The organism is Achromobacter sp. UBA2119 (genome assembly GCF_002331005.1).
Lineage (GTDB): Bacteria > Pseudomonadota > Gammaproteobacteria > Burkholderiales > Burkholderiaceae_B > Achromobacter > Achromobacter animicus.
The window spans coordinates 545,740-572,630 of record NZ_DCYD01000019.1 but is presented as its reverse complement, the minus strand read 5'-3'; the positions used below and the strand labels follow the sequence as shown (position 1 = coordinate 572,630).

At 66.4% G+C, this 26,891-nt stretch carries 25 protein-coding genes; 12 read left to right on the top strand and 13 right to left on the bottom strand.

Going from position 1 to position 26,891, the window contains the following annotated elements; translation table 11 throughout:
• Nucleotides 1-3: 3 nt before the first annotated feature.
• From B3098_RS26185 to garL, 4 genes are all read left to right on the top strand, one after another.
• Nucleotides 4-933 (top strand): dihydrodipicolinate synthase family protein, encoded by a 930-nt coding sequence (locus B3098_RS26185; RefSeq protein WP_286900036.1) that lies wholly within the window; start codon nt 4-6, stop codon nt 931-933.
• Nucleotides 934-1,047: 114 nt separating this feature from the next.
• Nucleotides 1,048-1,821: a FadR/GntR family transcriptional regulator gene (locus B3098_RS26180; RefSeq protein WP_370633056.1), complete on the top strand. Its 774-nt coding sequence runs from the start codon at nt 1,048-1,050 to the stop codon at nt 1,819-1,821.
• Nucleotides 1,822-1,869: 48 nt separating this feature from the next.
• A complete protein-coding gene (locus B3098_RS26175; protein ID WP_175123491.1) occupies nt 1,870-2,982 on the top strand; it encodes an Ldh family oxidoreductase in 1,113 nt (370 codons plus the stop codon).
• 92 nt (nt 2,983-3,074) lie between these two features.
• Nucleotides 3,075-3,842 (top strand): 2-dehydro-3-deoxyglucarate aldolase, encoded by a 768-nt coding sequence (gene garL, locus B3098_RS26170; protein ID WP_056562673.1) that lies wholly within the window; start codon nt 3,075-3,077, stop codon nt 3,840-3,842.
• Between the two features lie 109 nt (nt 3,843-3,951).
• On the opposite strand, the gene lysA is transcribed toward garL, so the two are convergent.
• Nucleotides 3,952-5,184 (bottom strand): diaminopimelate decarboxylase, encoded by a 1,233-nt coding sequence (lysA, locus tag B3098_RS26165; protein WP_286900033.1) that lies wholly within the window; start codon nt 5,182-5,184, stop codon nt 3,952-3,954.
• Between the two features lie 113 nt (nt 5,185-5,297).
• Between lysA and B3098_RS26160 the strand changes: the two genes are divergently transcribed.
• A complete protein-coding gene (locus B3098_RS26160) occupies nt 5,298-6,215 on the top strand; it encodes a LysR family transcriptional regulator (RefSeq protein ID WP_286900030.1) in 918 nt (305 codons plus the stop codon).
• 184 nt (nt 6,216-6,399) lie between these two features.
• Here the strand turns inward: B3098_RS26160 and rpsT are convergent, their stop codons facing one another.
• From rpsT to B3098_RS26110, 10 genes are all read right to left on the bottom strand, one after another.
• A complete protein-coding gene (gene rpsT / locus B3098_RS26155; protein WP_043542310.1) occupies nt 6,400-6,663 on the bottom strand; it encodes a 30S ribosomal protein S20 in 264 nt (87 codons plus the stop codon).
• Between the two features lie 288 nt (nt 6,664-6,951).
• Complete coding sequence (locus B3098_RS26150; protein WP_286900026.1) at nt 6,952-7,920, bottom strand: FecR domain-containing protein; 969 nt, start codon at nt 7,918-7,920, stop codon at nt 6,952-6,954.
• A 196-nt stretch (nt 7,921-8,116) separates the two neighbouring features.
• The gene (gene murJ / locus B3098_RS26145) at nt 8,117-9,676 is read right to left on the bottom strand and encodes a murein biosynthesis integral membrane protein MurJ (RefSeq protein WP_286900024.1); all 1,560 of its coding nucleotides are present in this window, start codon (nt 9,674-9,676) and stop codon (nt 8,117-8,119) included.
• Between the two features lie 132 nt (nt 9,677-9,808).
• Nucleotides 9,809-10,567 (bottom strand): 3-hydroxyacyl-CoA dehydrogenase, encoded by a 759-nt coding sequence (locus tag B3098_RS26140; RefSeq protein WP_175123486.1) that lies wholly within the window; start codon nt 10,565-10,567, stop codon nt 9,809-9,811.
• 134 nt (nt 10,568-10,701) lie between these two features.
• Nucleotides 10,702-11,358 (bottom strand): adenylate kinase, encoded by a 657-nt coding sequence (adk, locus tag B3098_RS26135; protein ID WP_175123485.1) that lies wholly within the window; start codon nt 11,356-11,358, stop codon nt 10,702-10,704.
• 91 nt (nt 11,359-11,449) lie between these two features.
• Nucleotides 11,450-12,214, bottom strand: coding sequence for a 3-deoxy-manno-octulosonate cytidylyltransferase (gene kdsB / locus B3098_RS26130; protein WP_286900021.1), 765 nt, complete (start codon nt 12,212-12,214; stop codon nt 11,450-11,452).
• Between the two features lie 10 nt (nt 12,215-12,224).
• Entirely contained in the window at nt 12,225-12,407 is a 183-nt protein-coding gene (locus B3098_RS26125) for a Trm112 family protein (protein ID WP_175123483.1), read from the bottom strand.
• Between the two features lie 69 nt (nt 12,408-12,476).
• The gene (gene lpxK / locus B3098_RS26120) at nt 12,477-13,616 is read right to left on the bottom strand and encodes a tetraacyldisaccharide 4'-kinase (protein WP_286900019.1); all 1,140 of its coding nucleotides are present in this window, start codon (nt 13,614-13,616) and stop codon (nt 12,477-12,479) included.
• Nucleotides 13,613-14,026, bottom strand: coding sequence for an ExbD/TolR family protein (locus B3098_RS26115; protein ID WP_175123481.1), 414 nt, complete (start codon nt 14,024-14,026; stop codon nt 13,613-13,615). The genes lpxK and B3098_RS26115 overlap by 4 nt, the downstream gene beginning before the upstream one ends.
• Nucleotides 14,023-14,646: a MotA/TolQ/ExbB proton channel family protein gene (locus B3098_RS26110; protein WP_175138397.1), complete on the bottom strand. Its 624-nt coding sequence runs from the start codon at nt 14,644-14,646 to the stop codon at nt 14,023-14,025. Before B3098_RS26110 ends, B3098_RS26115 begins: the two co-directional genes overlap by 4 nt.
• Before the next feature lie 352 nt (nt 14,647-14,998).
• Between B3098_RS26110 and xseA the strand changes: the two genes are divergently transcribed.
• The 6 genes from xseA to pcaF all read left to right on the top strand — a co-directional run bounded on the left by xseA (nt 14,999) and on the right by pcaF (nt 25,347).
• Nucleotides 14,999-16,366, top strand: coding sequence for an exodeoxyribonuclease VII large subunit (gene xseA, locus B3098_RS26105; protein WP_286900016.1), 1,368 nt, complete (start codon nt 14,999-15,001; stop codon nt 16,364-16,366).
• A 79-nt stretch (nt 16,367-16,445) separates the two neighbouring features.
• Nucleotides 16,446-19,706: an ankyrin repeat domain-containing protein gene (locus tag B3098_RS26100; protein WP_286900013.1), complete on the top strand. Its 3,261-nt coding sequence runs from the start codon at nt 16,446-16,448 to the stop codon at nt 19,704-19,706.
• Between the two features lie 167 nt (nt 19,707-19,873).
• Complete coding sequence (sodB, locus tag B3098_RS26095; protein WP_056324270.1) at nt 19,874-20,452, top strand: superoxide dismutase [Fe]; 579 nt, start codon at nt 19,874-19,876, stop codon at nt 20,450-20,452.
• A gap of 279 nt (nt 20,453-20,731) precedes the next feature.
• Entirely contained in the window at nt 20,732-22,438 is a 1,707-nt protein-coding gene (locus B3098_RS26090; RefSeq protein WP_286900010.1) for a methyl-accepting chemotaxis protein, read from the top strand.
• Nucleotides 22,439-22,579: 141 nt separating this feature from the next.
• Nucleotides 22,580-23,974, top strand: coding sequence for a chloride channel protein (locus tag B3098_RS26085; RefSeq protein WP_286900276.1), 1,395 nt, complete (start codon nt 22,580-22,582; stop codon nt 23,972-23,974).
• Between the two features lie 167 nt (nt 23,975-24,141).
• The gene (gene pcaF / locus B3098_RS26080) at nt 24,142-25,347 is read left to right on the top strand and encodes a 3-oxoadipyl-CoA thiolase (RefSeq protein WP_175123475.1); all 1,206 of its coding nucleotides are present in this window, start codon (nt 24,142-24,144) and stop codon (nt 25,345-25,347) included.
• A gap of 105 nt (nt 25,348-25,452) precedes the next feature.
• On the opposite strand, the gene B3098_RS26075 is transcribed toward pcaF, so the two are convergent.
• The gene (locus B3098_RS26075) at nt 25,453-25,995 is read right to left on the bottom strand and encodes a DUF192 domain-containing protein (RefSeq protein ID WP_286900008.1); all 543 of its coding nucleotides are present in this window, start codon (nt 25,993-25,995) and stop codon (nt 25,453-25,455) included.
• A 94-nt stretch (nt 25,996-26,089) separates the two neighbouring features.
• A complete protein-coding gene (locus B3098_RS26070; RefSeq protein WP_006220277.1) occupies nt 26,090-26,335 on the bottom strand; it encodes a cold-shock protein in 246 nt (81 codons plus the stop codon).
• 226 nt (nt 26,336-26,561) lie between these two features.
• Between B3098_RS26070 and clpS the strand changes: the two genes are divergently transcribed.
• Nucleotides 26,562-26,876, top strand: a complete 315-nt coding sequence (clpS, locus tag B3098_RS26065) for an ATP-dependent Clp protease adapter ClpS (protein WP_056562630.1) — start codon at nt 26,562-26,564, stop codon at nt 26,874-26,876.
• The last annotated feature ends 15 nt before the right edge of the window (nt 26,877-26,891 follow it).

The window sequence follows — 26,891 nt, the reverse complement described above, 5'->3', positions numbered from 1 at the left end:
TCCATGAAAACCACCCCGGTCACCGCCCAGGATCTGCAGCGCTCGGTCATCGCCGTGCCGCCGCTGGCCCGCAACGCCGATCTGTCGCTGAACGAAGCGGCCAACAAGACGCTGCTCGGCCACCTGGAAGCGGGCGGCGTGCGCAACGTCATGTATGGCGGCAACGCCAACTTCTACAACGTGGGTGTGAGCGAATATGCACGCATCGTAGACATGCTGGCAAGCCTGGCGGGTCCGGACACCTGGATCCTGCCCTCGGTGGGGCCCGACTACGGCAAGATGATGGACCAGGCCGCCATCCTGCGATCGCGCGCCTTTCCGACCGCGATGCTGCTGCCCATGTCCTTCCCCTATACCGACGCCGGGCTGGCCGACGGCGTGCGCCGCTTCACGGATGCGCTGGGCAAACCTGCGGTGGTCTACATCAAGTCGGCCGACTACCTGGCCCCGGAAACCGCGGCACGTCTGATCGAGGAAGGCCGTCTCGTCGCCTTCAAGTACGCCGTCGTGCGCGACAACCCGTCCGAGGACGCCTACCTGTCCGCGCTGCTGCAAGCCGTGGATTCGCGCTGGGTCGTCAGCGGCATCGGCGAGCGCCCGGCCATCGTCCACTACCGCGAATTCGGCCTCAAGAGCTTTACGTCGGGATCCGTCTGCGTGGCGCCGCGCGGTTCGATGCGCCTCCTGCATCTCTTGCAGGAAGGCCGCTTCGACGAAGCCGAAGCCGTGCGTGAGCAGTACATAGGCCTGGAAGACTGCCGCGACGGCATCAGCCCCATTCGCGTGCTGCACGATGCCGTGACGCTGTCGGGCGTGGCGGACATGGGCCCGATGCTGCCGCTCCTGACCGGCATCTCCAGCACCGAACGCGAACGCGTAGCGCCCGTGGCGCGCGCGCTGGCCGCCTGGGACCGCGAAACCGCCACGGCATGACCGCGTGCGGCGCAGCGGACGCAATGCGGGTACGATGAGCGCCGTCCGCGCATCGCAGCAGTCTTTCAGGGCCTGTTCTCCGCGCGAGGACAGGCCCTACTACCAGGAGTTTCCGTGGCTCGACCCAAAGCATCCCCCTCATCCACGCCGCACGCGCCCGACGAGGCGCAAGCGCCCGCCGCGCCGGTGCTGGAACGCGGGCACCGGGTGCGGCTGGCGGACCAGCTTTACGGGCAGATCTTCGAACAGATCGTGTCCGGCGGACTGAACGTCGGCGACAAGCTGCCGTCCGAAAACGAAATCTCCGAACGCTTCGGCGTGTCGCGGCCCGTCGTGCGCGAAGCCTTGCTGCGCCTGCGCGCCGACGGCCTCATCACCGCGCACCAGGGCCTGGGCACTTTTGTCAGCCACCAGCCTGCGCCGCGCCTGAAGGCCTTCAACGATGTGCAGAATGTCAGCGCCTATCTGCGCGCCCAGGAGGTGCGTGTGGCGCTGGAGGGCGATGCCGCGCGCCTGGCCGCGCTGCGGCGCACCGATGATCAGCTTGGAAAGATTGCCGACGCTCACGCGGCGTTTGCGGACACCCTGGCAAAGGGACAAGTGTCCGCCGAAGCGGACCTGGCCTTTCATGCCAGCATTGCCGAGGCCAGCGGCAACGACTTCTATCTGGGCGTGCTGGAAAGCATCCATGAGTCCATCAGCGGCTTCATGCGCCTGACGCTCAACCTGACGCGCACCGGCTCGCGCCAGCGCGCGCAGCGCGTCGTGGACGAACATGCCACCATCCTGGACGCCATCCGCGAACAGGACGGCGAACGCGCGCGCGTCGCCATGCAATTCCATTTGGGCCAGGCGCGACACAGACTGGTCGACCGCGACCGGGACTGACCCCGCTGCCGACGCCCGCCACACCTACAAGACGACAGGAGACAGACAGTGTCAGGGAACGGAGCAAACGCCACGGCCGTGCCGGTGGAGCAGGTGCGAGAACAGATCCTGCAGGTGCTGATGGCATGGGGCATGGCCGAAGACCTTGCCCACATCACCGCGGGCCTGATGGCGCGCACGGACCTGCTGGGCATCGATTCGCATGGCATCTCCATGCTGCCCGCCTATGAGGACAAATGGCGCGCCGGCACGCTGCGGCTGGACGCACGGGCCCGCGTGGTGCGCGACGGCGGCGCCAGCGCGCTGATCGACGGCATGGGCGGCCTGGGCTATCCGGTCGCCGCGCAGGCCATGAACCTGGCCGTGGACAAGGCGCTGGAACACGGCGTGGGCGCTGTCTCGGTCTGCAACTCGCACCACTTCGGCGCGGCCGGCGTCTATGCGCGCATCGCCGTCGAGCGCGGCGTGGTGGGACTGGTCACCAGCAGCGCCAACGGCGTCATCATGGTGCCCACGCGCGGCGCGATGCCGATGCTCGGCACCAATCCCATCGCGTTCGGTGCGCCCGCCGCCTACAACGAACCCTTCGTGCTCGACATGGCGACGACGACCGTCGCGGCCAACAAGGTCAAGGTCTACGACTTCCTGGACAAGCCGCTGCCGCCGGGCTGGGCGGTGGACGGGCAGGGCGCGCCGGTCACGGACGCGGATGCGGCCATGCAGTACATCTTCAAGCGCCCCGAGGGCGGCCTCACGCCGTTGGGCGGCACCACCGCCATGAGCAGCCACAAAGGCTATGGCCTGGCGATGATGGCGCAGATCCTGGGCGGCACGCTCAGCGGCAGCGCGTTCGCTGCGCGGCGTGCGGGCACGCGCCGTCCCGGCGAGCCCGACGACGTCGGACATTTCTTTTTGGCGCTCAACCCCGACGCCTTCCGCGCGGCCGGGTCGTTCGAAACCGACATGGACGACATGATCGACGCCATGCACGACACGCCGCCCGCCGATCCCGCCGAACCCGTGCTGGTGGCGGGCGAGCCCGAAGCGGCCGAACGCATGCGCCGGCTGCGCGAGGGCATCCCGATTCCCGCAGCGCTGGCCGAACGCCTGCGCGGCATCTGCGAGCGCGCTGGCACGCCGTATCTGCTGGATCCCGCCTGACCGGTCGTGGCGCGCGCGCAAGAAGCCCGGGGCGCTTTGCGTTCCCGTGGCCATCGGATTCCAAGTTCACTTTTCAAGACATGAGGTCAGCAATGAATTCACCTCTTCCCAATCGTTTCCGGCAACGCATCCTGGCCCGCGAGCGGCTCATCGGATTCTGGATGTGCATGTCCAGCCACATCACCGCCGAACTCGTCGGCCTGGCGGATTTCGACTGGCTGCTTCTGGATGGCGAACACTCGCCCAACGAGGTGCCGATGTTCCTGCAGCAGCTCCAGGCCCTGCAGGGCAGCGCCAGCGCGGCCGTGGGGCGTCCGTCCTGGAATGATCCGGTCGAGATCAAGCGCCTGCTGGATATCGGTTTCTACAACCTGCTGATTCCCTTCATCGAATCCGAAGAAGATGCGCGCCGCGCGGTGGCCGCCACGCGCTACCCGCCGCAAGGCATTCGCGGCGTGGCGGGCGCGATGCGCAGCAACCGCTACGGCACGGTGCCGGATTATCTGCACACCATCAACGACAACATCTGCGTGCTGCTGCAGATCGAAAGCCGTCCGGGCATTGAGGCGGTGGACGAGATCGCCGCCGTCGAAGGCGTGGATGGCGTGTTCATTGGCCCGTCGGACCTTGCTGCGGCATTGGGTCATATTGGCAACCCCGGCCACCCCGAGGTGCAGGAGGCGATCCGCCACCTGCATCAGCGCGTGACTGCGCAAGGCAAGGCGGTGGGCATTCTGGCGCCCGTGCATGCCGACGCGCGCCGTTATCTGGACATGGGGATGCACTTCGTGGCCGTGGGGACCGACCTGGGCGTATTCAAGCAGGCGACCTTCGCGTTGCGCGAGGCGTTCCCGACCTGATGTCTTGATGCGCCAGGCCCCCCGTGGGGGCATTGGCCGTTGCGAGCGAAACCGCTACGCCGGCGCCGGACAGGCAAACTGTCCGGCGCCGTTTGCATTTACAGGCGGCTTACTCTTCCAGCGCGAGCAGCTCGGCCACGGTCTGGCGGCGCCGGATCAGGCGTGCCTCGCCCTGGTCCAGCAGGACCTCCGGTGCGAGCGGTCGGCTGTTGTAGTTCGAGGACATCGACGAACCGTAAGCACCTGCGTTGTGAAAGACCATGAAGTCGCCGATGCGCGGACGAGGCAGCAACTGGTCGGTCATGACGCCGCCTTCGTTCTGCGTGAATACGTCGCCCGATTCGCACAGCGGGCCGGCCACCGCGATGCGCGTCTGCGGCGCGTCCTGCGGGTCGCTGCCGTCCGGCGCATGCACCGAGATCCGGTGATAGCTGCCATACATGGCCGGGCGCATCAGATCGTTGAAGCCCGCGTCAACCAGCGCAAAGTCGCGCTCGGGACGCCGGTTGATCGAATGCACTTCGGCGACCAGCACGCCGGACTCGGCGATCAGGAAGCGGCCGGGTTCGATCTCCAGGCGGATCTCATGACCCAGATACTGGGCAATGCGCTGACGCGCGGCATCCCATTGCTCGAAGTAGTGATCGCAGTCGATGCGCGGCTCGCCGTCACGGTAGGGGATCGACAGCCCGCCGCCCGCCGAAATGGCTTCGATGTCGTGATCCAGCGACTTCACCACGTCCACCATGGCGTCGCACACGTTGGAAAGATGGCCGTAGTCCACGCCCGAACCGATGTGCATGTGCACGCCCACCAGCTTCAGGCCGTGGCGGCGCACGATGGAGATCGCCTCGGCCACATCGCCGATCCAGATGCCGTGCTTGCTTTGCGGGCCGCCGGTGTTGGTCTTGTTGCTATGGCCGTGGCCAAAGCCCGGGTTGATGCGCAACCAGACGCGATGGCCCGGCGACGCCTGGCCCACACGCGACAGCATATCCAGCGACCCGGCGTTGACCGTGATGCCGTGCTTGAGCGCGGTGGCCAGCGTGGCGTGGTCGATCAGGTCGGCCGTGAAGACGATGCCTTCCGGTTCGCTGCGCGGGTCGAAGCCGGCGGCCAGGCTGCGTTCGATCTCGCCCAGGGATACCGCATCCACCACCACACCTTGCGCGCGCATCAGGCGCAGGATGTGCAGGTTCGAGCACGCCTTCTGCGCGTAGCGGATCGTGTCGAAGCGGCGCAGTTGGGCGATGCGTTCGCGGATGACGGCGGCGTCGTACACCCAAAGCGGCGTGCCGTGTTCGGCGGCAAGTTGGGTGAGCTGGCGCGGATCGAAGGTCATGATGAAAGGAACCCTGTGGGAAGTGAAGCGAAGGCGGCATGATGCCTGCGGCGATCCATCCAGTAAAATGCTTTGATTTACGACACCGATTCATTCCTGATATGGGAGGCGCGATGCTCACGCATCGGCATATCGAAGTCTTCCGCGCGGTGATGATCGCGGGCAGCGTGACGAAGGCCGCCGATCTGCTCAACACGTCGCAGCCCACCGTCAGCCGCGAACTGGCTCGGATGGAGCAAACGATCGGTTTCGCCCTCTTCGAACGGATCGCGGGGCGCCTGCGGGCCACGATGCCGGCGTTGGCGCTCTTCGAAGAGGTGCGGCAGTCCTACGCCGGCCTTGAGCGCGTGGCGTCCGCCGCGGCCCGTTTGCGGGCATTTCGCGAAGGGCAGCTCTCGGTGATCACCTTGCCGGCGTTTTCGCATTCGATACTGCCCGATGCGTTTCAGCGTTTTCATGGTCAACACCCGGGCGTTAGCCTGTCACTCGAAACGCAGGAGTCACCGCTGCTCGAAGAGTGGCTGACGGCGCAGCGCTATGACCTGGGCCTGACCGAACACGATGCCGCGCCCGCCGGCACCCGGCTGGAATTGCTGGTGCAGGTTGACGAGGTCTGCGTGCTGCCTGACGGCCATCCGCTGCTGGCGCGCGCGGCGGTCGAGTTGGCGGATTTTGAGGGGCATTCCTTCGTCAGTCTGTCCGCCAGCGATCCCTACCGCGTCCAGATCGACGAAGCGTTCGCCCAGGCGGGCGTGTTGCCCCGCTCCATTGTGGAAACGCCTACTGCGGTGTCGGTTTGCACATTCGTGCGGCAAGGACTGGGCCTGGCGATCGTCAATCCGCTGACCGCGCTGGACTTCGTGGGACGAGGGCTGCACATCCGGCCGCTGACGCGATCATTTCCGTTTCGCGTCAATGTGGTGCTTCCGGAACACCGTCCGGGCAATCCGCTGGTCGGCGCGTTCATGGAATCGCTGCACGACGCCGCGGCAGCCATCAAGGGCAGGCTGGCGGCAGCAGAATCCGCATGAAGCGGGGGAAGGCACGCTCGAGAGGGGCGGCCCGGTAGGCAGGCTGAGACGCAGGTGCTGGACCTTGGGGCGCGCAGCGAACCGTTCAGTCAATCGGCGCAGACAACAAAAAAGGATGCCCTTGGGCATCCTTTTTTATTTGCCGTATTCGTGTCGCCCCGGAAGACCGGAGCGGCAGAATGGCTTAGGCCAGCGCCTTGATGGCGGCAGCCAGGCGGCTCTTGTGGCGAGCGGCCTTGTTCTTGTGGATGATGTTCTTGTCAGCCACGCGATCGATCACGCTGGTGGCCTTCTGGAACACTTCGCCAGCCGCAGCCTTGTCGCCAGCGGCGATGGATTGGCGAACGCGCTTGATGGCGGTGCGCAGCATCGAGCGCAGGCTGGAATTGTGCTTGTTGCGCTCAACGGATTGGCGAGCGCGCTTGCGGGCTTGGGCGGTATTGGCCATGTTGCTTTGTAAGTTGAATTCGGCAAAGTCGAACATTGTAGCAAGTCCCGTGGGGAATGCAAGCTTTTAATGTCGCTTCAACCGATGGAGCGCCCGTCAACCGGGCGGGAGGGCGCTGCTGGGAAGAATTCCCGGGTTGGAGAACCCTTGCGTCAGATCCTCTTGAAAACATGAGGAAAATTCGCGGCGCCTATCGATAAAACCAATGGACAAACCACTGGATAAAAACTAGGTGTCGAGTATACAACGGAAACCGCGCCGCCCGGCATACCTTCGGGGCGGACGTTGTCAGGCGGCGACGTTGATGGAGACGAACCAGGGCGTGAAACGGCGCACCTGGATGGGCATCTGGTCTTGCAGGCTGTCCAGCGCGGCGTCGGTGTCGTCCAACGGAAAATGGCCGGACACGGGCAAGCCGCCTGCGGCCATGGACACGCGCAAGGTGCCGCTGCGATAGGGGCGCAGCGCCGCGATGACTTCGCCCAGGGGGCGGCCACGGGCCTCAACCCAGCCCGATTCCCAAGCGGCTTCGGCCATGAGCTCGGCGCGCGGCGTGTCCATGCGGGCATTGTCGAAACGGGCGCCGGTGCCGGCGCGAATGGTGCCATGCGCCCCGGACATGGTCTCGACTTCGGCTTCGTGTTCGTGCACCACGACGACCGTACGCTGCGCCTGCTGGCGCACCATGTAGCGGGTGCCGAGCGCGCGGACCGTGCCTTGCGCAGTCTGCACCAGAAAAGGACGGCGGGAATCGGGTGCGACCGACACGGTCACGGCGCCATCCAGCAGACGGACCTGACGATACGCAGGCGTGAAGTCCAGGTTGACGCGGCTGCGCGCGTCGAGCAAAAGCTGGCTGCCGTCCGACAGCAGGTAGCGGCGGCGCTCGCCCGTTGCGGTGGCCGCGTCGGCGGCAACGTTGTTCAGCGGGTAGAACGCATTGCCGACATAGGCAGCGGCCGCGCCGGTGCTGACGAGCGCAAGCGCGCCAGTCAGAAAACGGCGGCGGGGCGGCACGATGGCGGCGGGTGGGGGCGGGATCAGCGACTGGGCAGCGGCAGCGGCGTCGCCACTGCCGGTGGCATAGGCGTCGCCAAGCCGGCCAAACGACGAACCTGCCAGGGTGCCCGTCAGTTGCTGCCAGGCGTTTTCATGGACAGGGTCAGCCGCTCGCCAAGCCAGGAAGTCGTTGTAGTCTTGGGCCGTTGCCTTGCCGGAGCGCAGCAGCAGCAGCCAATTGATCACCTGGTCCGCCATGGGTTGTCCTTGGGCGTACTTCAATTCATGCTTCCCGCAGGCGGGGGCCTACAGGGGGTCCTCTCAGTGGCAATTTTTAAATCATAAAGGTTTTTTACCAAAGATTACGGGGTGGTTGTCAATTCTTGACGAAATTAATGCGAAAAGCCGGCGTTTGGCCGGCTTTTTGAAGGCAATGTAGCCCGAACAGGCGGAATTACTGCTTCGGGCGTCGTCCGAAGTCCCTGGGGCGAAATCCAAACAGTAACAACATTCCGAAGTACACCACGCCGCTTGCCGCCAGCACGCCGGCCAGCAAGAGGACACGCTGGCCGGAGTGCGTTTGCAGCGCGATCCAGTCGATCTGTGTGTCCGCATACCAGAGCAGCGCCGCCAGCCCGGCCAGCGCGGGCACCAGGCGCAGCGCAAACGCAGTCCAGCCGGCGCCCGGCATGTACACGCCCCGCCGCCGCAGCCCGATCAGGAGCGCCAGCGCGTTCAGGCAGGCGCCCAGGCCAATGGCCAAGGCGAGCCCCGCGTGGGCCAGCGTCGGCACCAGCATCACGTTCAGCAGCTGCGTCACCACCAGCACGGCGATGGCAATCTTCACGGGCGTGCGGATGTCCTGCTTGGCATAGAACCCGGGGGCAAGGATCTTGACCGCAAGCAGTCCAATCAGCCCGGCAGAGTAGGAGATGACGGCCAGGCGCGTCTGCAGCACGTCCTGCGCGCTGAAGGCGCCGTAATGAAACAGCGTGGCGACAAGGCCGTCCGACAGCATTGCCATGCCCACCGCCGCGGGCAGCCCCAGCAGCAGTACCAGGCGCAGGCCCCAGTCGAGCAGCGCGCTGTAGCCGCCGTGGTCGTCGCGGGCATGCGCCGCGGACAGGCTGGGCAGGAGGACGGTGCCCAGCGCCACGCCCAGCAGCGCCGTGGGAAATTCCATGAGGCGGTCGGCGAACGACAGCCACGTCACGCTGCCCGGCGTGAGCCACGTCGCGATATTGGTGTTGATCAAGAGCGAGATCTGCGCCACCGACACGCCCAGCGTGGCGGGCGCCATCTGCTTGAGGATGCGCTGCACGGTCGGATCGGCCCAGGCCTGCCCAAAGCGCAGCGAAAAACGTGGCGTCAGGCCCAGGCGCGCCAGGGCCATCCATTGCACCGCCAATTGCAGCACGCCGCCGATCATGACGCCGACGGCCAGCGCGTAGACCGGGATGTCCATGCGCGGCGCAAGCCAGATGCAGGCGCCGATCATGGACAGGTTCAGCAGCACGGGCGTGAAGGCGGGCACTGCAAAGCGCCGCCACGTATTGAGCACGCCGGACGCGAAGGCGATCAGCGACATGCAGAGGATGTACGGGAACATCATCCGCGTCATCCAGACCGCCGCGCCGAATTCGGTGTCGCGCGCCGCACCCCGCAGGCCGCTGGCCATGGCGGACACCACCCAGGGCGCCGCGACGATGCCGATCAGCGTGACCAGCATCAAGGCGGCGGTCAACAGCAGGGCCACGCGGTCCAGCAGCGTGCGGACTTCTTCTTCGGAGCGGTTGTTGCGCGCGGCGCCCAGGATGGGGACGAAGGCCTGGGCGAAGGCGCCCTCGGCGAACAGGCGGCGCAGCAGATTGGGAATGCGGAAAGCGACCCAGAAGGCGTCGGTAATGGGGCCGGCGCCAAACGCGCGGGCCACCAGGATGTCGCGGATCAGGCCGGAAATGCGGGACAGCAAGGTGAAACTGCTGACCGTGGCCGCCGAACGGAACAGGCTCATGGGTGGACTACTGAAGTGAAAAGCGGGCCGGATCGCCGCGTTGATGGGGACGGAATGCCGGCCATCTGCAGGGCCGGCATTGCAAGGCAGGCCCCTTTGGACCGGCCCGTACGGACCGGCCATAAAGCTGAGTTACTTCGGCGGCATGCGGATGGCGCCGTCGAGACGGATGGTTTCGCCGTTCAGCATGTCGTTGGTGATGATGCTGTGGACCAGCTTGGCGTAGTCTTCCGGGCGGCCCAGGCGCGCGGGGAAGGGGATGCTGGCGGCCAGCGAGTCCTGCACTTCCTGCGGCATGCCGAAGATCATCGGGGTGCCGAAGATGCCCGGGGCGATGGTCATGCAGCGGATGCCGGTCTTGGACAGGTCGCGCGCGATCGGCAGCGTCATGCCCGCAACGCCTGCCTTGGAAGCTGCATAGGCCGCCTGGCCGATCTGGCCGTCAAAGGCGGCGACGGATGCCGTGTTGATCATGACGCCGCGTTCGCCGGTGGGTTCGGGCGTATTGGCGCTCATGGCCTCGGCGGCCAGACGCATCATGTTGAAGCTGCCGATCAGGTTGATCGACACGACTTTCTGAAAGAGCTCCAGCGGGTGCGCGCCATTCTTGCCGACGATCTTGGCGGCGGGGGCGACACCCGCGCAGTTGACCAGACCGAACAGCGAGCCCAGTTCCAGCGCGGCGGCCACGACCTTCTTGCCGTCGGCTTCCTGCGTCACGTCGCAGTGCACGTAGCGCTGGCCGAGTTCCTTGGCGAGGGCTTCGCCCGGCTCGTCCTGCAGGTCGGCAATGACGACCTTGGCGCCATGTTCGACCAGCATGCGGGCGGTGCCGGCGCCCAGGCCGGATGCGCCGCCGGTAACGATGAATACCTTGTTCGCGATTTCCATGTGTGTACCACCAGATCAGTTCAAGGGAAGGAAGGCGGCGCGCCGGGCGCCGGATGCAACAAGGCCTTCGGGCCTGGGCCGGAACGCGCTGCGTCCGGCCGGCGCCGAAGGCCTTTGGGCCATCGAGACGCCGATCAGCTTTGAACGGCTTCGAACAGGCGCGACTTGATTTCGTCGACGGCGCCCACGCCCGAGATCTTGCGGTACTTCGGGGCAGCGGCCGAATCTTGCTGCGCCCAGGCCGAGTAATAGTCGACCAGCGGACGCGTCTGCTCGCGGTACACCGACAGGCGATGGCGCACGGTTTCCTCGCGGTCGTCGTCGCGCTGGACCAGGTCCTCGCCGGTGACGTCGTCCTTGCCTTCGATCTTGGGCGGGTTGAAGCGCACGTGGTAGCTGCGGCCGCTGGGCTGGTGCACGCGGCGTCCGCTCATGCGTTCGATGATGTCTTCTTCGGGCACGGCGATTTCCACGACGTAGTCCAGCTTGACGCCGGCGCTCTTGAGCGCGTCGGCCTGCGGGATGGTGCGGGGAAAGCCGTCGAACAGGTAACCGTTGGCGCAGTCGGGCTGCGTCAGGCGGTCTTGCACGAGGCCGATGATGATCTCGTCGGAAACCAGGCCGCCGGCGTCCATGACCTTCTTGGCTTCAATACCCAGCGGGGTGCCCGCTTTCACCGCGGCGCGCAGCATGTCGCCGGTGGAGATCTGGGGAATGCCGAAGTGCTGCGTTAGAAACGCGGCCTGGGTGCCTTTGCCGGCGCCGGGGGGTCCGAGCAAGATGAGACGCATGAGTGCTCCTGAAGGGGTTTATTTTTTGTGATCCGGGGGATTATGCCGCAACGCAGCAGCCAATGCGGGGCTGCGCCATGGGAAATAACCCTTATATCTGATTGCTGTAGATCAAGCGGACGCGTTCGAGATCGGCCGGGGTATCTACCCCACCTGCAGGAGGCGTCGACGCCCGATGGACGACGATGACGTGGCCGTGTTCCATGGCCCGCAATTGCTCCAGCGATTCGAAGCGTTCCAGCGCGCCTTGCGGCAGGGTCGGGAAGCGGCGCAGGAACGACGCGCGGTAGGCGTACAGGCCGATGTGATGCCAGGCGGGCAGTCCCTGCGCCAGCACGCGTTCGCCGCCGGCCAGCGCGTCCCGCGCCCAGGGAATGGGGGCGCGCGAAAAATACAGCGCGCGGTCGTCCGCGGCGCAGACCAGCTTGACGACGTTGGGATTGAACAGCGCCTCGGCGTCGGCCAGGGGGCAGCCACAGGTGGCGATGTCAGCCTGCGGATACGCTTGCAGCTTGGCCGCCACCGCGTCGATGAGTTCGGGTTCGATCAGGGGCTCGTCGCCCTGCACGTTCACCACGATGGCGTCGTCGGGCAGGCCAAGCTGCTCGACCGCTTCGGCCAACCGGTCGGTGCCGGTGGGGTGATCGCCACGGGTCATCAGGGCGCGCAAGCCGTGCGCCTGCGCCGCCTGCTGCACGCGCCCGTCATCGGTGGCGATGAAGATCTGCGAGGCGCGGGACAGGGCAGCACGGTCGGCGGTGCGCACGACCATGGGCTTGCCGGCGATGTCGGCCAGCGGCTTGTCGGGCAACCGGGTCGACGCAGTGCGTGCCGGAATGATGGCGATGAAGCTCACGATGCGGCGTTCAGCGAGGGGCGGCGGTGTCGTCCAGCGCGCGGGCCTCGGACTCCAGCATGACCGGAATGCCGTCGCGCAGCGGGAAGGCCAGCCGGTCCGCGCGGCAGACCAGTTCGGCCTGCTGCCGGTCGTGTTCGAGGCGGCCCTTGCACAAGGGGCAAACGAGGATGTCGAGAAGGCGGGATTCCATGACCGCGATTCTAAAACAGTTTTGCCGCCGGACAGCGCGCGGCGCGTCGGGGTTGCGGCAAGCGGCCTGTTACGCCGTTGGGTTGCGGCCCCGATTTTCGCCGCCACCGTTCTGCCCACGACCCGGGCGCTCTTTGCGAGCGCGCAGCAGGTCGGCCAGCCAGTCAAAGAGCTCCGGGTCGGAGAACGCGGCTTGCACCGGCACTTCCCACAAGCGGGGATCGTTCAAGGCGCCGCATTTGATGGCGTCCTTGGCGGTCACCAGGATGACGTCGGCGTCCAGCGCCTGGAAGGGTGACGTGGCGTAGTCGTGGTGATCGGGCAGGGATAGCGTTGCGGACAGCGTGATGCCGGCTGCCCGCAGCGTGGTGAAAAAGCGTTCCGGATTGCCGATGCCGGCTGCGGCCGCAATGCGCGGCTGGCCGGCAAAGGCGGACAGCGGCTGCGAGGCCTGTCCCCCGATATGGCGCGCCAGGCCGGGTTCGAGCCACATCTGGATATGGCGGGGCCGGGTGTCTGACACCATCGGGACACGGCCGTCATGCTGCGAAGGCGCCTCAAGGGTGTCGGACACTGCAGGCGAGGCGCTGGGCGTACCGATATTCGTGACCACGGCGTCCACGTCGGCCAGACGGCTGGCGGGTTCGCGCAGCGGGCCGGCGGGCAGCAGGCGCCGGTTGCCCACGCCGCGCTGGTCCTGCACCACGATTTCGATGTCCCGTGCTAACGCCAGATGTTGCAGGCCGTCGTCCGAGACGATGACATCGACCTTCGGATGCGCCTGCAGCAACACCTGGGCGGCGAGGGCGCGCTTGGGGTGGATGCACACGGGGGCGCCGGTGGCGCGCGCGATCAGCGCGGGTTCGTCGCCGAATCGAGCGGCTTCCAGGTCGCCCAGCCCCACCCGCGGATGGGGACCGACCTTGACGCCATAACCCCGGCTGACCACGCCCGGCGTGTAGCCGCGGGCCCGCAGGTTTTCGACGGTGGCGATCACCATGGGCGTCTTGCCCGTGCCGCCCACGAAGATATTTCCGATGACGACCACGGGCACGGGCGGCCGGTAGGACACCTTGGCGCCGCTGGCGTAGCGCGCGCGCTTGCGCTCGACCGCCCAGGCGGTCAGCGCGGACAGCGGGCGCAGGGCGGTGGACAGCCAGCCGCCGCGCTGCCATTGGCGGGCCAGCAGTGATGCGCGTCGGGTTTTCAACGGTTGGTCTGGGCTGCGAAATTGACGCGGCCGATGCCGGCAAGGCGCGCGGCTTCCATGATGTTGATCACGGACTGGTGGGTGGCCTGGGCGTCGGCATTGATGATGACGAGCGGCTCGGTCTTGCCGGCCGCGGCCTGGCGCAGGGCGTCGGCGATTTCGGGCGGCGTGGAGACGTCGATCAGGGTTCCGTTCAGGGCGTAGCGGCCATCCTGGCTGACCGCGACTTCCAGCGCGGGCGGCGTGTCCTGTTCGGACGATGCCTGGGGCAACGTCACCTTCAACTGCGTGAACCGGGTGAACGACGTGGTGGCCGCCAGGAAGATGAGGATGACCAGCAGGACGTCGATGAGCGGAATCAGGTTGATGTCCAGCTCATCGCGGTCGCCCCGGGAACCGCGGAAATTCATGGGCGGGCCTCGCGGGAGGCGCGCGCCGGCGCAAGGGCACGGATCAGGCGCGATGCAGCCTGTTCCATGGCGTTGAGGTAGCCGTCCACGCGGCCGCGCAGATAGCGGTGCGCAATCATGGCGGGAATGGCGATGAGAATGCCGAAACCGGTGTTGTAGAGCGCAATCGAAATGCCGCGCGCCAGTTGGGCGGGGTCGCCGCCGCCGGGCGTGTAGGAGCCGAAGATTTCGATCATGCCGACGACCGTGCCGAACAGGCCCATCAGCGGGGCGACGACGGCGATGGTGCCGATGGCGGAAATGTAGCGGCTGAGATCATGCGCGACGGCGCGGCCCGTGTCTTCGACCACATTGCGCAGTTCTTCGCGCGGCAAGTGGCGGTGGCGCATCACTTCGGCCAGCACGCGACCCAGCGGCGAATTGCGTTCCAGCCGGTGGATCGAGTCTGGCGTGTCCTGGTGATTGCGCAGCATTTCGGCGACCTGCTCGTTCAGGCCGCGCGGCATCACCAGGTTTCGGCGCAGGGACAAAAAGCGCTCGAAGATCAGCGCCAAGCCCAGCACGGATGTCGCCAGCAGGGGCCAGATGGGCCAGCCGGCCTCGCGCAGAATGGAAAGCAAAGCGGTCAACTCCTGAGGAGCCGATGGCGCCGCAAGCGGCGCACAGTGGCATCTAAACAAGCCGAAACTGTAACGGTGCGGCGCGTATGTGGCAAGGCAGGGGAAGACCCGAATTATCCACAGAATCTGTGGATAATTCTGTGTAGAACTCAGCCGGAAGGCTTATGGGCACGGGGCTTGCGCTTGTTTGCTTCAAATGCGCGCACTGCTGTGTCCTATATAAGTCCTTATAAATCAATGATTTGCACCGAATTTGCTGGCTTTCTGGGCAGTTCGTGCAAATTTCTGCGAACGCGGTATCATTGCGCCCCGCTCCGCCTGCCCTGTGGACAGGTTCGCATCGGAAAGCCCCATGACAATTGAGCTCCCAGTCACAAACAACGCATTTGCGCGGGATATCCTTACAGTTGCCCAGCTAAACCAAGCAGTGGGGCAGTTGCTGGAACGCAGCATCCCGGCGCTGTGGGTTCGCGGCGAGATTTCCAACTTCACGCAGGCAGCGTCCGGGCATTGGTACTTCACGCTCAAGGACAGCCGGGCCTCCGTGCGGGCCGTCATGTTCCGCAGCCGCGCCAGCGCCGTGGGCTTCGTGCCTCGGGCAGGCGACCAGGTCGAGATTCGGGCGCGCGTTTCCCTGTACGAACCGCGGGGCGACTATCAGCTCCAGGCTGACGCCATGCGGCGGGCAGGATTAGGGAATCTGTACGAGGCTTTTTTGCGCCTCAAAGAGCAACTGGCCTCCGAGGGGCTGTTCGATCCGGCCCGCAAGCGCGAGCCCGTCCGTCTGCCCCGCGCGATCGGGGTGATCACCTCGCTGCATGCGGCAGCGCTGCGCGACGTGCTGTCGGCCCTGGCCCGGCGGGCGCCGCAGGTGCCGGTCATCATCTATCCGGCCCCGGTTCAGGGGGCGGATGCCGCCAACAAGCTGGCCGCGCAGTTGCGTCTGGCCAACGAGCGGGCCGAGGTCGATACGCTCCTGCTGGTGCGGGGCGGCGGCAGCATCGAAGACCTCTGGAGCTTCAACGACGAAGACCTGGCGCGCCAGGTGGCGGTCAGTGAGATTCCCGTCATCAGCGGCGTGGGTCACGAAACCGACTTCACCATCGTGGACTTCGTGTCGGACCTGCGGGCGCCCACGCCCACCGCTGCGGCCGAACTGGCCTGCGCGCCGCGCGCCGAATTGCTGGGCCGCGTCATGCAGATCCTGCAAACGATGGTGCGCGGCCAGCAGCGCCGGCTGGAGCGGGCGGCGCAGCGGCTGGACCGCGCCACCGCGCAGCTGGTGTCCCCGGCACAACGCCTGCAACACCAGCGCGAGCGCTTGAACAGCCTGCAATACCGACTGGCGTCGGCCTGGTCCGCGCCGCAAGGCCGGCGCGCCGCGCGCGTCAATCTGCTGGCGCAGCGCCTTGGCCATCGCGTGCCGGATACGGGCAGGGCCGCCGAACGTCTGGCGGGCGCCGTGCGTCAACTGGGGCAGGCCCATGCCCGCCTGCTGGTGCAGCGGCGTAATCGCCTTGCCGCCGCCTCGGCGCAACTGCGCGCCCTGGATCCGGGCAATACGCTGGCGCGCGGTTACGCGATCGCCCGCGACGCGGAGGGCCGCATTGTTCGTGACGCAGCCGCGCTGTCGGCGGGCCAGCCGCTCGACCTGAGCTTCGCGCAGGGCGGGGCGCAGGTCCAGGTGCAATCCACGCGTTCCACGCGCGACCCAAGCTAGTTTTTCCGCGAGCCCCGACAGGGGACGGCGCGCGGCGCAATCGCACGCAAATCCTCTCCCCCCGAATCATGGCGGCAGGATGTTCCACGACAGAAATCTGAAATGGGCGGCCACCGGACTGGCCGCGGCGATCTGGGCGGCCGGGGTTGGCTCCGTGGCCTACGCGGAAAACGCAGCCGCTTCCCCGGCAGCGCCCGCAGCCACCGCACCCTCAGTCACACCACCCTCAGCCGCAGACGCGGATTGCAACTGCACGTCGCCGTACCGCGAATACAAAAGCGCCGACACGCCGGAGACGGAGGCCCTGTTCGCAGCAGTCGGCGGCAACGACGAGGCGGCATTCCTGGCCGCGCTGGCGCAGGTCGAACGGCCCGGCGACTATGCCCGTGACGGCGTCCCCTTGCTGCACGCCTTGCTGATGCCGCCACGTGATCTGCGGTCGCAGTACGTGTATTGGGACATGACGCCGGAAGACGCGGCGCGGTTGCGCCAGGCGCACGAGGCCGGCCTGCCGGCCCGCGCGCGCATGCTGGCCGCGCTGCTGGCCACCAAGCCGGACCTGAACGACATCACGTACGAATCGCGCCGGCCACCGCTCCACCTGGCGCTGTTGTACGGCACGCCGGTCATCATGGAGGCGTTGCTGGCCGCGGGCGCCAACCCCGACCAGCGGGGTGACCAGAACAACACCCCGCTGGAATTCCTGCTGCACCGGGATTTCGAATTCGCGGTGCGCCAGACCTACCTGCCGCGCCTCGTCGACCGCAAGAGCCTGACGCGCATGGTGGTGGCCTTGTTCGGTGCCGGCGCCAGCCGCCCGTATGCGGCGCTCGACGCCGATACCGCCGCGTCAAGTGTCTTGAAGGACGGACAGGGCAAGACGCGGCCCGCGGCGGACTTCCTTGCGTGGTTGCCCCTGGTGGAACTGACGGAAGGTGCAGAGGCGCTGCGAGCGCTGGCCGCCACGGGCAGCCGGCCTGCCTATGAAGAGGAACTGACCGCCCTGGCGTTCGCCGCCTACGAAGGCGATGCGCAGGCCGTGTCGTACCTGATGGAGGTGAGCCCTCGCACGATCCCGGCCACGGCGTACGGAGAAACCGGCGACCGTGACGTGTGGCTGGATGCGGCGCAAGCAGCGGTCGAAGGCGGACACCCCGCAATCGCAGAACAATTGCTGCGCGCGGGCATGCCCTTCGCGCAACGCGGCCCGCAAGTGGGCTCGGGCGGCCTGATATTCGCCAAGCCCCAGATGGGCAACCGGCCGATCATGAACCTGGCGGCCCAGCGCGGCGACACGCAGACCGTGCAGCGCCTCCTGGCCCTCGGTGCGCCGGTCGACGGCGATCCCGCGGAACCGCATGGCAACACGCCGCTGGCCGATGCCGTCGAAGCCGGCAAGTCCGGCGTCGTGAACGCGCTGCTGGCCGGGGGCGCCGATCCGGGCTTGCGGCGCGAAGGCTACGACCGCCGGTCGGCGCTGGAGGTTGCGGTGCGGGCCGGAGACACCGCGCTGCTGCGCACCCTGTTGGCGGCGATGAAACCGGACGCGCTGCGCGCGGCGCTGCAGAACCCCGCCGACTCGCCTGTCGCGCAACTGCTGCGGCAGCCGGGCGGGCAGGGCGCGGCAGTGCTGCGCATGTTCGCGGACGCCGGTTTCGATATGAAGACGCTGGACGCAAGCGCCATTCGCCAGGCACTCGAAAGCCGCGATACGGCGCTGGCCTTGATGCTGATAGAGGCGGGCGTGCCGGTGAATCCGTATGTGGACCCCGCGGTAAAGGCGGCCGATAAAGCAGCCGGGGATGGGGCCGGCCGCGATGCCTGGCCGCCAAGCCTGGACGATCCGCGCGGCACGCCGCCGCTACTCCTGGCGGCGACCTCGGGCCAGGTGGCGGTCGTCGATGCATTGCTGGCCAAGGGCGCGGACCCCGCCGCCATCGCGCCTGACGGCGAGAGCGCTTTGTATTGGCTGATCGGTCGTCAGGACGCCGCCATGCTGGATCGGCTGCTGCGCGCCGGCGCGCGGTTGGACGACCCGCGGCTGCCGGTCGCGCCCAACCCGTACGCACTGCTCAATGCCGCCGTGGCGTCCGGCGACATGGAAACGGTGCGCCGCGTGAGCGCGGCGAACCGCCAGCCGGTTGCGCAAGCGTGCATGCCAGACAACGGGGAGTTCGTGCTGATCGACAAGCCTGGCTACTTTGCAGCACTGCATGCGGCCGGTTTCACCGGTCAGCCATCGTCATGCGCGCGGGATGGACGTGCCTTGCCCGATCGCATCGTGTCGATGCTGCTGCATAGCCGGGAGCTGGTCACCGCGCGGCATGACACTGTGGTGCAGGTATTGCGTCTGTTGAAGGCGTCGGGCACCGATCTGGATGCGCCGCTGCCCGACGGCGATACGCCCCTGAACGCCGCCATCCGGCTGGGACGCCGGGACCTCGCCCAAGCGTTGCTCGACGCCGGCGCCAGCCCTGAAGCCGGCGACGGCTCGGGCCGCGGTCCTGCGTGGATCGCACTTGAAACCGGCCAGCCCGCCATGCTGGCCTTATTGGCGCAGCACCACGCGCGCTTCGACGCGGCGGTGGCGCCGCCGGGCCAGTCGTTCCGCACGGCGCTTGTCTGCCAATCCGATCCGGCCTTCGCGCGCGTCCTGCAGGATGCGGGCATCACGCTGCGGGCGGACTGCGCGCCGCCGCCCGCGCAAGGCCGGCGCGTGGGATCCAAAGCCGCCAGCAAGTCTTCGGAAGCCGTGCGCATTCCGGGGCATTACTACCTGCGCGGCGTGCGGGAAGTCGGCAGCGAATTGCTGCTTCTGGAAGACGGCAGCTTCGAATATTTCCTGAGTTATGGCGCCGTCGACATCAACGCGCGGGGCGTCTGGCGTAGCGACGGCAAGCAGGTATTCCTGGACACGCCGCCGCTGCGGCCGTACTCCGCCATCGCGAACGTGCGCCCGGACACACAGACGGCCGAACCCGGCATGCTGACGGTGCGCGTGTATTACCGTGGCCGTCCGGTCAATATCGACGTGGCGGTGTCATCGGCCGATCAGGACTACGGCGGCGGGCCGCGCCAATCGGAAGGGGCGGACGGCGTCTCCGTGCCCATCGCGGCAGGCGCGTTGAAGGCGCTGGCCGTCTTCGTGCCGGCGCCGTCTGGTGGACGTTGGCACGAGGTGGACGTCTCCCGCATCGACGCCGCCACGCGGGCCGTGCGCATCGACGTCGACGTGCCCGACGACGCGGCCAGCGCGCCGCTGCACAAGGTCCTGGCCATGGATAAGGACGGCGCGCTGGTCGAAACCGGCAGCGGGCAGGAGCTACGTTACGTGAAGTGACGCCATGCGGTGACGCCATGCGGTGAGGCCGCGCGCGGGCGCAACAACGCGCGGTCATAAGCATGTGCCCGTTAACCCCGCGCCAGCGCGGGGTTAACACGGTATCCTCAGGAGTTGCCGATACAATTGACCGGCTTGATCGTGCTCTCAACAGAAGGAACCATCACATGGCACATACTCTTCCCCCCCTGCCTTACGAACTCGACGCTCTGGCGCCGCACATCTCCAAGGAAACGCTGGAGTTCCACTACGGCAAGCATCACCAGACGTACGTCACGAATCTGAACAACCTGATCCCGGGTACGGAATTCGAAACGCTGTCGCTGGAAGACATCGTGAAGAAGTCCTCGGGCGGCATCTTCAACAACGCAGCCCAGGTCTGGAACCACACGTTCTACTGGAACAGCCTGGCTCCCAAGGCCGGCGGCGCACCGACGGGCGCGCTGGCTGACGCCATCAACGCCAAGTGGGGCAGCTTCGACGCCTTCAAGGAAGCCTTCAACAAGTCGGCTGCCGGCAACTTCGGTTCGGGCTGGACCTGGCTGGTCAAGAAGGCCGACGGTTCGGTCGACATCGTCAACACCAGCAACGCCGCCACCCCGCTCACGACGGCCGACAAGCCGCTGCTCACCTGTGATGTCTGGGAACACGCGTACTACATCGACTACCGTAACGCGCGTCCCAAGTACCTGGAAAACTTCTGGGCCCTGGCGAACTGGGATTTCGCTGCCAAGAACTTCGCCTGATCGGCGGTTCCGGCGCGCATGCGGCCCTAGCGCCGCATGCCTGGAAACACGACCCCTCGCCCCGGCGAGGGGTTTTCTTTTGTTCAGCAAAAAGTCAGTTTCGAAAACCCTGTCGACTGTCGCGTTCATTACACGGAACTGACGCCTGAACTGGCTTTTTCTCAGGGTAAGCCCTAGACCAAACGTCGATATCGTTCCTCCCCGGTCAGCGCTTGCACCCCGGAGCGCATGGCTGCGGCAACGCCGCCACAAGCCGGGGCACATACAGGGAAGGGAAGCATGTTGCGGTTATTCAAGGGGATGCGCATCGGCGCTCGCCTGACAGGCGCGTTTTTGCTGGTGGCGGTGATAGGTGGTGCGATCGGGGCCTTCGGCGTATGGGGGCTGTCGCGTATCAATGAAATGAATGACAGGCTTTACGACACCGAATTGCGCGGTATTTCGGATCTGAAGGAAGCCAACATCAACCTCATTTACGCGGGGCGTGCGCGCAACGCATATCTGGCGGCGTCGACCGAGGCAGACCGGCAGGCGCTGCGCAAACAGTTCGACGACGCGGTCAAGAACATGGACGTGCTGCGCGAGAAGGCAGCCGCCAATTTCTACGAAGAACAGACCAAACACCTGCTCGCGCAGTTCGGCGAAACCGAACAGGTGTGGAAGCGCGAGGCGGCCGCATTCTTCGATGCGGCCAAGTCGCAGCCCATGACGCAGACCGATCCGCGCGTGGCCGAGGCCGAAAAGCGCGTCATCGCCTCGTCGCAGAAGCTCGATGACCTCATGACCAATCTGGCCATCAGCAAGGAAAAGGCCGCCGAGCGCTCGGTGGCGGAAGGCACGGCGCTCTACAACACGGTTCGCGCCATCATGATCGCCCTGGCGATCGCGGGCGTGGCGGTTGGCATGCTGTTGGGATGGCAGGTGACGCGCGGCATCGTGCGTCCGCTGGGCGAAGCCGTATCGGCCGCACGCCAGGTGGCCGCCGGCGACCTGACCACCGAAATCCGCGTGGTCACGCGCGACGAGACCGGCGACCTGATGGGCGCGCTCAAGGCCATGAACGAAAGCCTGGCCCGTATCGTCAAGGACGTGCGCGACGGCTGTGAAAACATTGCGTCGGCGTCGTCGCAGATCGCGCAGGGCAACGCGGATCTGTCGCAACGCACGGAAGAGCAGGCATCTTCGCTCGAGCAAACTGCGGCCTCGATGGAAGAGCTGACCAGCACGGTGCAGCAGAACGCCAACAACGCCAGCGAGGCCGACCGCCTGGTCAGCCAGGCGTCGAACGTCGCCGTGCGCGGCGGCGAGGTGGTCGAGGGCGTGGTGCAGACCATGAGCGCGATCTCGGACAGTTCGCGCCGCATTGCCGACATCACGGGCGTGATCGACGGCATCGCGTTCCAGACCAACATTCTGGCGCTCAATGCCGCCGTGGAAGCGGCGCGCGCGGGCGAGCAGGGCCGCGGCTTCGCGGTCGTGGCGGGCGAGGTGCGCACGCTGGCCCAGCGTTCCGCTGTGGCTGCAAAGGAAATCAAGGCCCTGATCGACGAATCCGTGACGCGCGTCGAAGGCGGCTCGCGTCAGGTCGACGAGGCCGGACGCACGATGCGCGAAGTGGTGGACAGCGTGCGCCAGGTCGCGACGCTGGTGCGCGAGATCTCGGGCGCATCGGAAGAGCAATCGACCGGCATCGGGCAGGTGAACCAGGCCGTCTCGCAGATGGACACGGTGACCCAGCAGAACGCCGCCCTGGTCGAGGAAGCCGCGGCCGCCGCGGCCAGCATGCAGGAGCAGGCCACGCGTCTGGCGCAGGAAGTGCGCCGCTTCAAGGTGGATGCAGGCAGTGGATCTGCGGTTCAGGCGCAAGCCCGGCTGCTGCCGGCCGAACGCATGGCGGTGCGCAAGCCCGCTGCGCCGGCAGCCCGTGCGGCGCAGGCCCGGCCCGCGCTGGCAGGCGCTTCGCAGGACGAGTGGTCGTCGTTCTGAAGCCTTGCCGCGTCGTGATGGACGGCCGTTGACCGGCCGTTCCCGTCCGCGCTTGCGCGTGCGCAACGCTGCATTCTTTCGGCTACGGGTCAGGATGGGATGGTAAGGTTGGCAACCTCCCACGCCGCCCTGTCCCCGTCCATGAGTCTGCCCGACCCCGTCCGTCGCGTCATCGCCCGAACACGCCGGCTGGTGCGCCGCAAGGTGCGCCAGATCAACCGTCTGTCCAGGAAGAGCGTGCAGCTCGGGCTGTTGCTCGGCGGCGCCGCGTTGGTGGCGCTCATGTCGCTGGGCTTTACCTATCTGGCCGACAAGGCGCTGGCCTGGAACCGCCAGTGGGTCGCCTACAACGGCTGGCTGGCGTTGCTGGTCATGCCGTTTGGGCTGGCCGCGCTGCGCTGGCTCACGCTGCGTTTCGCGCCCAACGCTTCCGGCAGCGGCATTCCGCAAGTCATCGGCGCCTTGTCGCTGCCGCCGGGTCCCAGCCAGAACAGCCTGGTGTCGCTGGCCCAAAGCCTTTGGAAGATACCGCTGGCGTTCTTCGGCATGCTGTGCGGCGCGTCGATCGGCCGCGAGGGTCCTTCCGTGCAGGTCGGCGCGGCGCTGATGCTGGCGTGGGGCGATTTCTGGAAACGCCGCGGCTTGCAGCTGCGCGGCTTTCACGCCAACGAGCTGATCGCAGCGGGCGCCGCCGGTGGCCTGGCGGCGGCCTTCAACGCGCCGCTGGCCGGCGTTATCTTCGCCATCGAGGAACTGGGGCGCGGCACCGTGCTGCGCTGGCAGCGGCTGGTGCTGATCGGCGTGCTGGCCGCCGGCTTCCTGGTGGTGGCGGTGGAAGGCAACAATCCTTATTTCGGCGTCTTTGCCGGCGCGCCCCTGTCGCAGAACATGGTGATGTGGATCGTCATCTGCGGCGCCCTCAACGGCGCGCTGGGCGGCATCTTCGCCCGCCTGCTGGGCAAGGGGCCGATCGGCGCGGCGCCGCAGTCGTGGCGCGCGTGGATCCGGACGCATCCGATCTGGACGGCGTTCATCATGGGTCTGGCGCTGGCGGTGATCGGCCTGTGCACCGCGGGCAGCGTGTACGGCACCGGTTACGCCGTCGCGGCTGACCTGCTCAACGGCAAGGACGCGGTGCCGGACGGCTTTGGCCTGGCCAAGCTGGCGGCCACCGTCGCGTCCTATTGGGCGGGCATTCCCGGCGGCATCTTCACGCCGGCGCTGACCACGGGCGCGGGCATCGGCCATCACATCTGGGAGTTGGCAGGCGAGGGCGTCGACCAGCGCGTGCTGGTGCTGCTGTCCATGGCGGCCTTTCTGGCGGCCGCTACCCAGGCGCCCTTGACGGCGAGCGTCGTGGTGATGGAAATGACGGGCAGCCAGCCGATGCTGTTCTGGCTGCTGGTCGGGTCGTTACTGGCGTCGGGCGTGTCGCGCCAGTTCTGCCCGCAACCGTTCTACCACCTGGCGGCCGGCCGTTTCCGCCGTCAGGCCATCGTCGACGCGGGCCGCGCGGCCAAGGCCGGCGCGCACTGATCCCGGGCATGGCGGCCCGGTTCCGTGCACGCGCGCGCCGGTCCAATGTGAACGTCTACTGGACACTGTCCGTTCTTCGGACATCCGGGTAACGCACCAACTTGGCGCGAAACCGCTGCGTTAACATCGTCCGATCCCGAGTTCTTTCACTTCACTTCGAGCTTCCCATGACCGTGAATGCCTTTATCTGTGATGCGATTCGTACCCCCTTCGGCCGCTACGGCGGTGCGCTGGCTTCCGTGCGGCCCGACGATCTGGCTGCCGTAGCCATCAAGGCGCTGGCGGCGCGCAATCCTGGCGTGCGCTGGGAAGAACTCGACGACGCCATCATGGGTTGCGCCAACCAGGCGGGCGAAGACAACCGCAACGTGGCCCGCATGGCCACGCTGTTGGCCGGCCTGCCGGTCGAAGTGCCCGGCGCCACGGTCAACCGCTTGTGCGGCTCGGGTCTGGACGCCATCGGCACCGCCGCGCGCGCCATCCGCGCCGGAGAAGCCGGCCTGATGCTGGCCGGCGGCGTGGAAAGCATGAGCCGCGCCCCGTTCGTCATGGGCAAGGCCGACAGCGCCTTCTCGCGCAGCGCCGCCATTTATGACACCACCATCGGCTGGCGTTTCATCAACAAGCTGATGAAGGCGCAGTACGGCGTGGACTCGATGCCCGAGACCGCCGAAAACGTCGCCGACGATTTCAACATCAGCCGCGCCGACCAGGATCTGTTCGCGCTGGCCAGCCAGGAAAAGACCGCGCGCGCCCAGAAGGAAGGATTCTTCGACGCCGAGATCGTGCCCGTGTCGATCGCCCAGAAAAAGGGTGACCCGATCATCGTCTCCAAGGACGAGCACCCGCGTGAAACGTCGCTGGAATCGCTGGCCAAGCTCAAGGGCGTGGTCCGCGAAGGCGGCAGCGTCACGGCCGGCAACGCGTCGGGCGTGAACGACGGCGCCGCCGCGCTGCTGCTGGCCGATGAAAAGGCTGCCGCCCGCCATGGTCTGACCCCGCGTGCCCGCGTCGTCGGCATGGCGACCGCCGGCGTCGCGCCGCGCATCATGGGCATCGGTCCTGCGCCCGCCACGCAGAAGGTGCTGGCTCAGACCGGCCTGACGCTGGATCAGATGGACGTGATCGAACTGAACGAAGCGTTTGCCGCGCAAGGCCTGGCCGTGCTGCGCCAGCTTGGCATCGCCGACAACGACCCGCGCGTGAACCCCAACGGCGGCGCGATCGCCCTGGGCCACCCGCTGGGCGCCAGCGGCGCGCGTCTGGCCACCACGGCCATCAACCAGCTGCATCGCACCGGCGGCCGCTATGCGCTGTGCACGATGTGCATAGGCGTCGGCCAAGGCATCGCGCTGATCATCGAACGCGTGTAACGCGCGTGGTACGGCCGGCGGCGCGCGTCGCGCTGTCCGGCAAACAACAAGGGAGCCCTCGGGCTCCCTTTGTCATTACCTGCCGGGGCGGTCTGCCGGAAGGCGTCATGGCAGGCCGTCGAGCTTTTTCCCGGCAGTGATGCCGTGCTTGCCGAACCACCCTTGCGCCATTTCCAGCGCGTAGCGCACCGGCTTCTTTGCGCAATGCGGGTCTTCGGTCTGCGGCGCCATGTCTTCAATGTTGACGATCGTGCCGTCGTCGGCGATAAAGGCAATCGACAGGGGCAGCAGCGTGTTGCGCATCCAGAAGCACTGCACGTCCGGCTGGTCGAAGACGAACAGCATGCCGTCGTTGCCCGGCAGTTCCCTGCGGAACATCAGACCGTCGCGCCGCGTGGCGTCCGTGTTTGCAACTTCTGCCCGGATAATATGGATTCCGGCCGACAATTGCGTCGTGGGCAGACGCGGCTGCGGGCCGGTCTGCTGCTGGGCGCTGGCGGGCAGGGGCAGGGCGGCTGCGATCGCGATGGCGGCGGCGGCGATCACCGGCGCCTTGCGGCCGCCCGCGTTTGCCGCTGTCGTTGCCTTGTTGAAGGTTGTTTTGAACAGCGTACGAACAATGGGAAACAAAACGGCAATCTTCAGCATGGCCCGGCGGAGTATTAAGAAAAATAACAAGGCGGGGCCCGAAAGCCCCGCCTGGATAATGGCGCAACCTTACCGTTGCGCTTTAAAGGGTAACTCAGGCAGCCGTAATATTGAGCGCCTGTTTTCCTTTAGGCCCCTGGATAATCTCAAAGGCCACTTTCTGGCCTTCTTTCAGGGTTTTAAAACCATTCATCTGGATGGACGAGAAGTGGGCGAACAGATCTTCACCGCCATCGTCGGGCGTAATGAAGCCAAACCCCTTTGCATCGTTGAACCATTTGACGGTGCCCGTCGATTTGGGATTGTCCCCTTGGACGGCGGTTGCGGTCGTATCAGACATGCGGCCTGCCTCATTGAATCGTATGTTGACAGAAGGGCATTGTGGTCTAGACCCCTGTCCCCCCTCCGGCTTCCTGGCAGATTTTCGGTAAATTGAAAACCCCAGAATGCGTGGATAATGCGCCGCTTTTCTTGACCTAGTCAAGTATGGATACTACGTATTTCTGCGTGTAATTTTCAGTAAGTTGAGTGGTTGCCGTCCCCAGTTTAAATAGAATACCCGCCCTATGAGTTCTACCTTGGATTCCCAGCATGACTTGGTCGTCGAGAAGGCGCCGGCACGTACTGCGCCGCCGCCGATGTACCAGGTGTTGCTGCTTAATGACGACTACACCCCGATGGAGTTCGTCGTGAAAGTGCTGCAGAAATTCTTCAATAAAAACCAGGAAGAGGCGACGCGCATCATGCTGCAAGTGCATCACGAAGGCCGAGGCGTCTGCGGGGTTTACCCCCGTGACCTCGCCGCCACACGGATCGCGCAGGTAGGTCAGTATGCGCGGGCGCGTCAACACCCGCTGCAGTGCGTGATGGAACCGGTTTGAACTCGACAAAACACA

Excerpts from the sequence above, each read along its gene's own strand:
- B3098_RS26125 (WP_175123483.1), bottom strand. The coding sequence starts at position 12,407 with ATGGAATCCCGCCTTCTCGACATCCTCGTTTGCCCCTTGTGCAAGGGC.
- B3098_RS26185 (WP_286900036.1), top strand. The coding sequence starts at position 4 with ATGAAAACCACCCCGGTCACCGCCCAGGATCTGCAGCGCTCGGTCATC.
- B3098_RS26140 (WP_175123486.1), bottom strand. The coding sequence starts at position 10,567 with ATGGAAATCGCGAACAAGGTATTCATCGTTACCGGCGGCGCATCCGGC.
- B3098_RS26085 (WP_286900276.1), top strand. The coding sequence starts at position 22,580 with ATGAGTCTGCCCGACCCCGTCCGTCGCGTCATCGCCCGAACACGCCGG.
- garL (WP_056562673.1), top strand. The coding sequence starts at position 3,075 with ATGAATTCACCTCTTCCCAATCGTTTCCGGCAACGCATCCTGGCCCGC.
- B3098_RS26150 (WP_286900026.1), bottom strand. The coding sequence starts at position 7,920 with ATGGCGGACCAGGTGATCAATTGGCTGCTGCTGCTGCGCTCCGGCAAG.
- xseA (WP_286900016.1), top strand. The coding sequence starts at position 14,999 with ATGACAATTGAGCTCCCAGTCACAAACAACGCATTTGCGCGGGATATC.
- sodB (WP_056324270.1), top strand. The coding sequence starts at position 19,874 with ATGGCACATACTCTTCCCCCCCTGCCTTACGAACTCGACGCTCTGGCG.
- B3098_RS26070 (WP_006220277.1), bottom strand. The coding sequence starts at position 26,335 with ATGTCTGATACGACCGCAACCGCCGTCCAAGGGGACAATCCCAAATCG.
- B3098_RS26115 (WP_175123481.1), bottom strand. The coding sequence starts at position 14,026 with ATGAATTTCCGCGGTTCCCGGGGCGACCGCGATGAGCTGGACATCAAC.
- B3098_RS26075 (WP_286900008.1), bottom strand. The coding sequence starts at position 25,995 with ATGCTGAAGATTGCCGTTTTGTTTCCCATTGTTCGTACGCTGTTCAAA.
- B3098_RS26090 (WP_286900010.1), top strand. The coding sequence starts at position 20,732 with ATGTTGCGGTTATTCAAGGGGATGCGCATCGGCGCTCGCCTGACAGGC.
- B3098_RS26100 (WP_286900013.1), top strand. The coding sequence starts at position 16,446 with ATGTTCCACGACAGAAATCTGAAATGGGCGGCCACCGGACTGGCCGCG.
- lysA (WP_286900033.1), bottom strand. The coding sequence starts at position 5,184 with ATGACCTTCGATCCGCGCCAGCTCACCCAACTTGCCGCCGAACACGGC.
- pcaF (WP_175123475.1), top strand. The coding sequence starts at position 24,142 with ATGACCGTGAATGCCTTTATCTGTGATGCGATTCGTACCCCCTTCGGC.
- adk (WP_175123485.1), bottom strand. The coding sequence starts at position 11,358 with ATGCGTCTCATCTTGCTCGGACCCCCCGGCGCCGGCAAAGGCACCCAG.
- rpsT (WP_043542310.1), bottom strand. The coding sequence starts at position 6,663 with ATGGCCAATACCGCCCAAGCCCGCAAGCGCGCTCGCCAATCCGTTGAG.
- B3098_RS26160 (WP_286900030.1), top strand. The coding sequence starts at position 5,298 with ATGCTCACGCATCGGCATATCGAAGTCTTCCGCGCGGTGATGATCGCG.
- clpS (WP_056562630.1), top strand. The coding sequence starts at position 26,562 with ATGAGTTCTACCTTGGATTCCCAGCATGACTTGGTCGTCGAGAAGGCG.
- murJ (WP_286900024.1), bottom strand. The coding sequence starts at position 9,676 with ATGAGCCTGTTCCGTTCGGCGGCCACGGTCAGCAGTTTCACCTTGCTG.